Raw genomic sequence first — 8,449 nt, forward strand, 5'->3', positions numbered from 1 at the left:
TGCTCCGGTAGTATCGACTATATCTACTTGATAAGAAGGTACATAAGTAGTTTTATCAGTATTTACTACTAAAGCTCCCTCTCCTCCTAAGGTAACAATTACATTCTTTACGCCTACTGAAATAACTTCCTGGGCAGCCTTTTCCGCTTCTTCAACCGTAACAATACTTCGATTAGTAATAAGTTCTAATTCACTTCTATTGGGAGTAATTAAAGACACTTTCTCCCAGACTTTTCTCTCCAATTTCTTCCCCGGGGCAGGATTAAGGATAGAAATGGCTTTATTAGATTCATACACCATTTTTACTACATATTCTACTATCTCTACAGAAATTTCTAATTGTAATAATACTACATCTGCACTTACAATAATATCTCTTGCATTTTCTACTAATAGAATATTTATTTCCATATTAGCCCCCGGAGCTACTACGATCATATTTTCTGCTGTTTTATCATCCACTAAAATAAGGGCCATCCCAGTGTGATTGGTCCTACTTATTTTAAGATAATCTATATTAATTTTTTCTTTTATAAAATTATTTCTGGCAATCTCACCAAAATAATCTTCTCCTACACAACCTATAAAATGAACTTCTGCACCCAATCTTGATGCCGCTACAGCCTGGTTAGAGCCTTTTCCTCCTGGGCCCAATTTAAATGGTCCACCTAACACCGTCTCTCCATGTTTTGGAAGCCAGGGAGTCTTAGACATTAAATCTGTATTATAGCTTCCTACAATTACGATTTTACTTTTTTTCAAATTAATCACCACCAACTATCCTTTTACCGCTCCAAAGGTTAAGCCCCTCACTAAATATTTCTGGAAAAATACTACCAAAATAACTCCGGGAATAATTGCAATCAGAGAAAGAGCCGATAATTCTCCCCATTGAATTCCATGACCACCAATTAACTCGGAAAGAACTACCACAGGAAAAACTTAAATCTTGAATCGCTTCAACTTTTCCATAGTTTTTATAAATATTCTCCAATCTTAAAACTTCTTCCATTCTAACCTCCTAAATTAATTAGTTAGTACAATATCTAATTTTTGGGGTAAATTTACTATTTCTAAATCCTTTTCTACCGTAGATTTTCTTAATAGTAGGGTAAACTTTATTTTTTATTTGGGGAGTCAGAACAAAAGGAAGCCAGTGCCATACTCCCGGAGCAAGGAAATCGGTTTACTTCAAAATCTTTATAAGGCAATATTCTTATAAAATTAATTTTATTAAAAAAGAATTACTATTTTCAAATTAAAATTTCTTTGTCCTTTGGTTTAACTATAATTTCAACCGGTAATTGAGAATTAAGATTAATTATCATTTGAACTTTAAACCCGAAGGCTACAAAATTTTTAGTCATCACCTTTACATTAGTTCTATCTTTAAAGTGTCTCTTTTTTTGATTATACTTACATCTTCCACTACTACCGCTGCAATTACAACTTTTCTTTTTATTTTTATCAGAATATGTTACGATATGAACTATATTGCTATTTATATTTATTTGATTTATTCCGGCTACAACTACTACCTGGGCAATTAAACGGTGTAGAATTTTATAATAAATATCTTTTCCAATTCTTTTCCTGAAGTAAGAAAAAGTAGAATGAGCGGGAGTCTTAAGAAAGCTGTCAAAGCCACAAAGGACACAATACCGTGAGTTAAATTGTAAGCTCTCAGCTAATTTTCGGTTTGATTTTACTTCACCTAACCAAATTAGAAGTTGAGCTTTAAATAGATCAACTGGATTATAAATCAATTCTTTCTTAGTAACGTATTTACTTTTAATTAAGGGATAAATAAAAGTCCAGTCTAGGGATTCAAAAATAATCTTTAGGGGATCGTTTTTTTTGATTTTCTGGAATGCTTCATAGGTAATAAAAGAAAGTTGCCTTCTTTTTTCGTTTTTCATAAGAATAATTGCACCAAAATTTATTTTAAACGAGTGTAAAATTCATTTAACATCCCACTAATTGATGAGGATAGACAAAATTATAAAAAAGTAGAAATAAAAAAAGCCATAATTTAAATTTGCAAAGATATTCTAAAATAAAAACTTTTTCGGTTTCGGAGAATCTTTTGATATATCATCTTTCATTCTTTTTCTTAAAAAAGCAGGAATCTCTAAGTCTTTATCATCTACCAATTTATCTTTTAATTTAAATTTATCTTCTATCTTAATATTATCTTTTTCTATATAATTTTCTTTAGGTAATTCTTTTTTCTTTACTTCTTCCTCAATATTTTTTTCACACTTGGTAGCAATAACTGATACTCTTATTTCGTCCTGCATTTCCTCATTGATAATTGCTCCAAAGACAATATTAGTATCTTGGCCGACTGCTTTAGATATAATATCAACTATTTCATTTATTTCAAATAAACACATATCTAAGCCACCAGTAACATTAATCAATAATGATTTCGCCCCTTTTATGGATACTTCTAATAAAGGACTAGAGATAGCCATTTTTGCTGCACTACTTGCCTTCTTCTTCCCTTTTCCGGTTCCGATGCCAACTAAGGATAAACCACCATCTTTCGCTACTGCTCTTACGTCAGCTAAATCTAAATTTATCAAACCAGGAATGGTAATCAGGTCAGCTATAGCTTGTACAGATTGAAGCAATACTTTATCAGTCATTTCAAAAGCATTCTTCATAGAAGTATCTTTAGAAATTATTTTCAATAAACGATCATTAGAAATCGTAATTAAAACATCTACTTCATTTTTTAATTCTTCTATAGCTGTTTCTGCCTGTAATTTTCTCTTTTTACCTTCAAAAGTAAAGGGTTTAGTTACTACACCTATAGTTAAAATACCATATTGTTTTGCTATCTTTGCTACCACCGAAGAAGCTCCACTTCCTGTCCCTCCTCCCATGCCAGCGGTAATAAAAATTATATCTGCTTTTTCTAAAGCTTTAGAAATCTTATCTTTATCCTCTTCAGCTGATTTCTTACCTATTTCAGGGTTACCCCCGGTGCCTAAACCATTAGTTAGAGATTTACCAATTTGAATCTTTTGTCCAGCTTGAGATAGGGATAGAGCTTGCAGATCTGTATTTATAGCTATTAGATCAAGACTATTCATTTCCTGTTTAGCCATTTCCCGAATAGCATTATTTCCTCCACCTCCCACGCCAACTACTTTAATATTTACAAATTTTTGTAATTCTTTTTTAGGAGTTTTGGTAGGTTTTTTTGGTAATTCATCAACGTTATTTTGATTTTCTACTTTATCTATAATATCCGCCGAAGTATCTCTAATTAATTCTTCTTTATAATCTAAAATTTTACTAAATCCCCGCGCTAATCTCTTCTTTTTCAAACGATATCACCTCTTGAGCAAGTTTATAATAATCAATAGCCCCATGAGAATTTGGACTATAGTATAATGCAGGCACGCCCTGACTACTGGCCTCTACTAAAGTTATATTTTTTCTTATTATATTTTTAAGTAACTTATCACTAAAGTACTGTTTTATCTCCGCTATAACTTCCTGGGCTAAATTATTCTTTATTTCAGCAATGGTAATTAAAATATTAATTTTTAAATGGTGATTTAAATTCCTTCGTACAATTTCTGCTGTCTCCATAAATTCTTGTATACCTCTAAGAGCAAAATAATGGGGTTGCATAGGAATAATAACTTCATTGCATGCTTTCAAAGCATTTACGGTCAAAATTCCTAAAGAGGGTGGACAATCAATAATTATATAATCAAAAGGAATTTTGCACTCCCTAATACTAGCACCTAAAAAATCTTCCCTGCCTATTTGGTCTATAAGTTTGTACTCTGCACTGGCAAAATCAATATTAGTAGGAGCTAAAAATAAATTCTCTCCTCCTCCTACTTTTAAATTTATTATTATTTCTTCTAATTTTAATTTATCTTTAGAGCGATATGGTTCTAAGACATTTAACATAGTTTTAGATAAATTATCTGGTTCAATGCCTAAGCCTAAAGTAGTATGAGCTTGGGGATCCAAGTCAATCAATAATACCTTTTTCCCTAATGAGCTTAAGCTTGCCCCCAAGTTTATAGTGGTAGTGGTTTTTGCTACTCCACCTTTTTGATTAGCAATAGATATTATCCGCACACCCTCTATCCTCCTGGAAGAAAAAAATAAAGTTATATTTATTTTTATATTTTGATTTAATTATACCATAATTTTTTAAAGATAGAAAAGAATTCATAAAATCTAAAAAATATTTTTTCTCTTTTCCGTTTATCTCTTTATATTTTTATTCTACATTATTTTGAAAAACCCTTCTTTTTATTTATTTTTTTTAAAAAATAATTTTTCATTCCGACAAAATAAGACATCTTTTTTCTATCTTTTTTTCTCTTTCTTAACTCTATACTCGATACTGTAATTTAATAATTTGACTTTTCTTAAATTTATCTATATACTTGGTACTAATAACTACTATTAATATTAACTAATAATTATTAAATAAAGATTGGGGGGGGATATTTTTATGAAGTTGCAAACAATAAATGAAACGTTAAAAAACAGTGTCAATCTATACGGGGATAGAATTGCTTTTAAAGTAAAAAAAGAAGGAAAATTCAAACCAATATCTTATAAAGAATTCTACCAAAAAGTTAAAATATTCGGCACTGGACTGTTACATATTGGCTTAGAAAAATATGACCATATAGGTCTGATCAGTGATAACCGCTTTGAATGGATAATTTCTGATCTGGCAATTATTGGCCTACGAGCAGTTGATGTCCCTTGCAGTGGTGATAGCTCATCTCAGGACATTTACTTTAAACTGAATCATTCAGATTCTAAGGCTACCATAATAGAAGGAGAGAAACAGTTTTCTAATTTTTATAGTGTAATTAAAGACCTCCCTCAGATAAAAAATATTATCCTAATAGATAAAATCAATATGTTTTCTGAGAAAGAAAATGCTCCGGAATGGACTATACCGACCAGATTCGAAGAAAACGAAAAAATAAGCAAAAAATTTTATACCATTATACATTCTTTAGTGAATAATAAAAATAAGCATATCTTCTTATCAACTGAAGCCAAAAAATTCTTAGAAAAGTACTTAGAAGAAAATATAGAAAATCTCTTAAAAGAGACTCACTCTAAAGATACAGCTGACTCCGTTAAAAATAGTCTTTTAAATAGGACAGTAGTGCTAGACAAACCATATAATGAAACACATTCTCATCAAATTTATTCCTTTGAAAAAATAAATAAAATCGGTGAAGATTTATTAAATCAGGGAGATACTTCCTTTACGAAGATAGCTGACCGTGCCCAAGCAGATGATCTGGTAACCATAATCTACACCTCTGGGACTACCGCTGACCCCAAAGGAGTTACACTTACCAACTCTAATTTTCTGCATAATTTAAGAACAGCTCCACCAACAGTAGGAATTCATAAAGAAGATAGATTCTTATCGGTTCTACCCTCCTGGCATATCTATGAACGAACTGTAGAGTATTGTGCCCTAACTGTAGGGGCTTCAACCGCTTATAGTAAACCTTTTAAACAGGTCCTTCTACCAGATCTTAAAGCAGAAAAACCTACTGTTATGTGTAGTGTCCCCCGAATATGGGAAAGTCTACATAAAGGGATTATGGATAATATTAAAAAAGGAAGTACTATACAGAGATTTATATTTAATTGGGCGGTCGAAATAGGACGAAAATATAAAGAAGCTGAAGGAATTATAAACGATACTCTACCTTTATTTGATCGAAACGAATATACCGCAGAAGAATTAAGTCAGGCTAAAAGAACAATGAAAAGCTTGGGCTGGAAATATAAGCTAGCCGATAAGCTAGTCTTTAGGAAGATTAGAGAAATAACTGGAGGAGAATTAAGGTTTGCTATTAGTGGCGGGGGAGCACTTCCCAAAGCTACTGATATATTTTTTAACCTAGTTGGAATTATGGTTTGTGAAGGATATGGATTGACTGAAACATCTCCAATCCTCGCTGGCAGAGTAGAAAAATATAATATTTTGTTTACAGTAGGACCTCCCCTCCCGGAAGTAAAAATAAAGATTGTAGATAAGGATAATTATGATCAGGAATTACCTAATGGCGAAATAGGTATTGTGTTAACTAAAGGGCCTATGATAATGAAGGGTTATTATAAAAATAAAGAAAAAACTGATGCAGTAATTAAAAAAGGTTGGTTTAATACCGGAGATTTAGGTAAGAAGACCTATAACGGAAAATATCTTAAGCTTGTGGGAAGAATAAAGGATACTATAGTCTTAAGAGGAGGAGAAAATGTTGAGCCCTTACCCCTCGAAGACAAACTAAAAGAAAGTGATTATATAAATATGGTTATTGTAGTTGGTCAAGACAAACCTCGTCTGGGAGCACTAATTGTTCCTGATTTTGAATCTTTAAAATTATATGCTGATAAAGAAGATATTAAATATAAAGATACTAATGAATTAATTAATAACCCCCAAACAATATCTTTGTATCAAAGAGAACAAAAAAGATTAATCTCTAAAGAGCATGGGTTTAAACCCTATGAAACAGTTATGGGGATTGCTCTACTTCCTAAAGAATTTACTATTGAAGATGGTGATCTAACTGAAACTCTGAAGATGAAGAGATTTGAGATACATAATAAATATAAAAAAGAAATAGATAGGATATGTGAATAAAATTAGTCGTTAGTGAATAGTATTTAGTAAGCTAAAAACTTAAAGCGAAAAGCGCAAAACCATAATCCAAAATTAAAAACTTTTTTTCATATAGCGTATAGCCTACAGCGGGGGGAGAGGGATTAAAAATTAGATATCTTAATTTATACTGTAAAAGAAAGGGGGCGGGATTACCCGCCCCTTAGTTTTTGATTATTTATCTTTTGCTATCTTAACTAGCTAACCAGGTAACCAACTAACCAGCTAACTCGATACACGATACTAAATTATTCCTTAGGAATTGTAAGCCTTTGATAGGGATAAATTAAATTGGGGTTCTTTATTTTGTCTAGATTTGCCTCAAATATTTTTATCCATTCCTCACCCTGGTTATAAAATCTTTCAGCAATCTTCCAGAGAGAATCTCCCCTCTTAACCTCATAATAATCTGGTATGCCCTTTTGCATAGCCTCTGCTAACTTAGCCTCTACTATGCTCTTTTCTTCCATTAATAAGGATAATCTACTAGCACATTCTGCTTCTTTTTCTTTTCCCTCTTTAGCCATTTGTTCTTTTATTTCCGTAACCTGATTTTCATATCCTTTTATACTTTCAGATAATTCTACAACTATTTTATCCTGGTCGGCAAGATTCTTTTCTGATTCTTCTTTTTGCTGTTTAAGGATGGTAATAGTATCTTCTCTTTCCGAAAGAAGAGCTTGAGAAGTTTTTAGTTGAGTCTCAAATGCACTCTTCTCTTCCCGTAATATTGACAGTTCTGCAGTATAATCTTTCTCTTTTTCACTTTCTTGTAGGGTTAACTTATCTTTTAATTCATTAATCTGATTGGTGTAAGTCTCTAATTTAGCGATAAATTCTTCTTTCTCGCGATCTTTAGCTTTCAACATCTCTTCTTGTTGAATTAATTGAGCTTCAAGTCTAGCTTTTTCCTCCATTAATCCAGGTAATTTATCCGCATATTCCTTCTCTAAATCTTTTTCTTCTTTAGTTAAATTTGCCTGTAATTCATTAATTTGTGCTTCTTTCTCTTCTATATCTCCTGTTAGTTCCGAAATAAGCCTATCCTTAGAGAAAACAGCCTGCTCAGCTTCTTCTTTCTGGCTCTCAATGGTTTTAATTATCTCTTCTTTTTCTGCTAACAAAGTTCCAAGGTTGATTTTTTCTTCCATTAATCCAGATAACTTATCGGTATATTCTTGCTCTAAATCTTTCTTTTCATTGGTTAGCTGGACTACTCCTTCTTTTAAATTAACTATTTCATTATCTAACTTACTTATACTCTCTTTATATCCTTTAACCTCCTCCTCTAATTTAATCATAAATTGTTCTTTTTCTTTATCTTGATCCAGCCAGATCTTCTCCTTCTCCGCTAACGAAGCTTCTAATTTTGCTCTTTCCTCAGTTAAAATAGATAATTTATCGGTATATTCTTGCTCTAAATCTTTCTTTTCTTTAGTCAAATTGGCGCTTAGTTCCTCAATCTGTTTTTCTTTTTCTTTTATATTTTCCTTCAGTTCCGAAATAAGTTCATTACTACTTTCCAATCTAAGATTTTTTTCTTCTAATTCTTTCTTTGCTTGGTTAGACTGATCATAAGTATAAATACTAAAACCACCAACAATTAATAAAACTACTATAAATAAAACTATTAAATTTTTTGACATTTTTTCACCTCCAATTTTTTTCATCTCCTTTATAATATATTAATTCGGCAAAGATTTATAAAATCCTCTTTTTATAAATAAAAAATATTATTTTTTTTAAAATTATTCATTTAATTAT

At 31.4% G+C, this 8,449-nt stretch carries 7 protein-coding genes; 1 reads left to right on the forward strand and 6 read right to left on the reverse strand.

Annotation, left to right across the window (positions count from 1 at the left end; genetic code table 11):
• The 5 genes from COZ07_RS07435 to COZ07_RS07455 form a co-directional block, all read right to left on the reverse strand.
• On the reverse strand, positions 1–762 hold a 762-nt coding region (locus COZ07_RS07435; protein WP_406607940.1), incomplete at its 3' end, for a ribokinase.
• Between the two features lies 1 nt (position 763).
• Entirely contained in the window at positions 764–1,012 is a 249-nt protein-coding gene (locus COZ07_RS07440; RefSeq protein WP_406607941.1) for a hypothetical protein, read from the reverse strand.
• 241 nt (positions 1,013–1,253) lie between these two features.
• Positions 1,254–1,919: a transposase gene (locus COZ07_RS07445; protein WP_406607942.1), complete on the reverse strand. Its 666-nt coding sequence runs from the start codon at positions 1,917–1,919 to the stop codon at positions 1,254–1,256.
• Positions 1,920–2,051: 132 nt separating this feature from the next.
• Positions 2,052–3,338: a cell division protein FtsZ gene (gene ftsZ, locus COZ07_RS07450; protein WP_406607943.1), complete on the reverse strand. Its 1,287-nt coding sequence runs from the start codon at positions 3,336–3,338 to the stop codon at positions 2,052–2,054.
• Positions 3,307–4,110 (reverse strand): ParA family protein, encoded by an 804-nt coding sequence (locus tag COZ07_RS07455; protein WP_406607944.1) that lies wholly within the window; start codon positions 4,108–4,110, stop codon positions 3,307–3,309. The genes ftsZ and COZ07_RS07455 overlap by 32 nt, the downstream gene beginning before the upstream one ends.
• 382 nt (positions 4,111–4,492) lie before the next feature.
• On the opposite strand from COZ07_RS07455, the gene COZ07_RS07460 reads away from it, so the two are divergent.
• Positions 4,493–6,667, forward strand: a complete 2,175-nt coding sequence (locus COZ07_RS07460; RefSeq protein ID WP_406607945.1) for a long-chain fatty acid--CoA ligase — start codon at positions 4,493–4,495, stop codon at positions 6,665–6,667.
• Positions 6,668–6,933: 266 nt separating this feature from the next.
• Here the strand turns inward: COZ07_RS07460 and COZ07_RS07465 are convergent, their stop codons facing one another.
• Positions 6,934–8,331, reverse strand: a complete 1,398-nt coding sequence (locus COZ07_RS07465) for a LysM peptidoglycan-binding domain-containing protein (protein ID WP_406607946.1) — start codon at positions 8,329–8,331, stop codon at positions 6,934–6,936.
• Positions 8,332–8,449 lie beyond the last annotated feature (118 nt).

Origin of the sequence: Candidatus Infernicultor aquiphilus (assembly GCF_002784285.1) — a bacterium.
GTDB lineage: Bacteria > Atribacterota > Phoenicimicrobiia > Phoenicimicrobiales > Phoenicimicrobiaceae > Infernicultor > Infernicultor aquiphilus.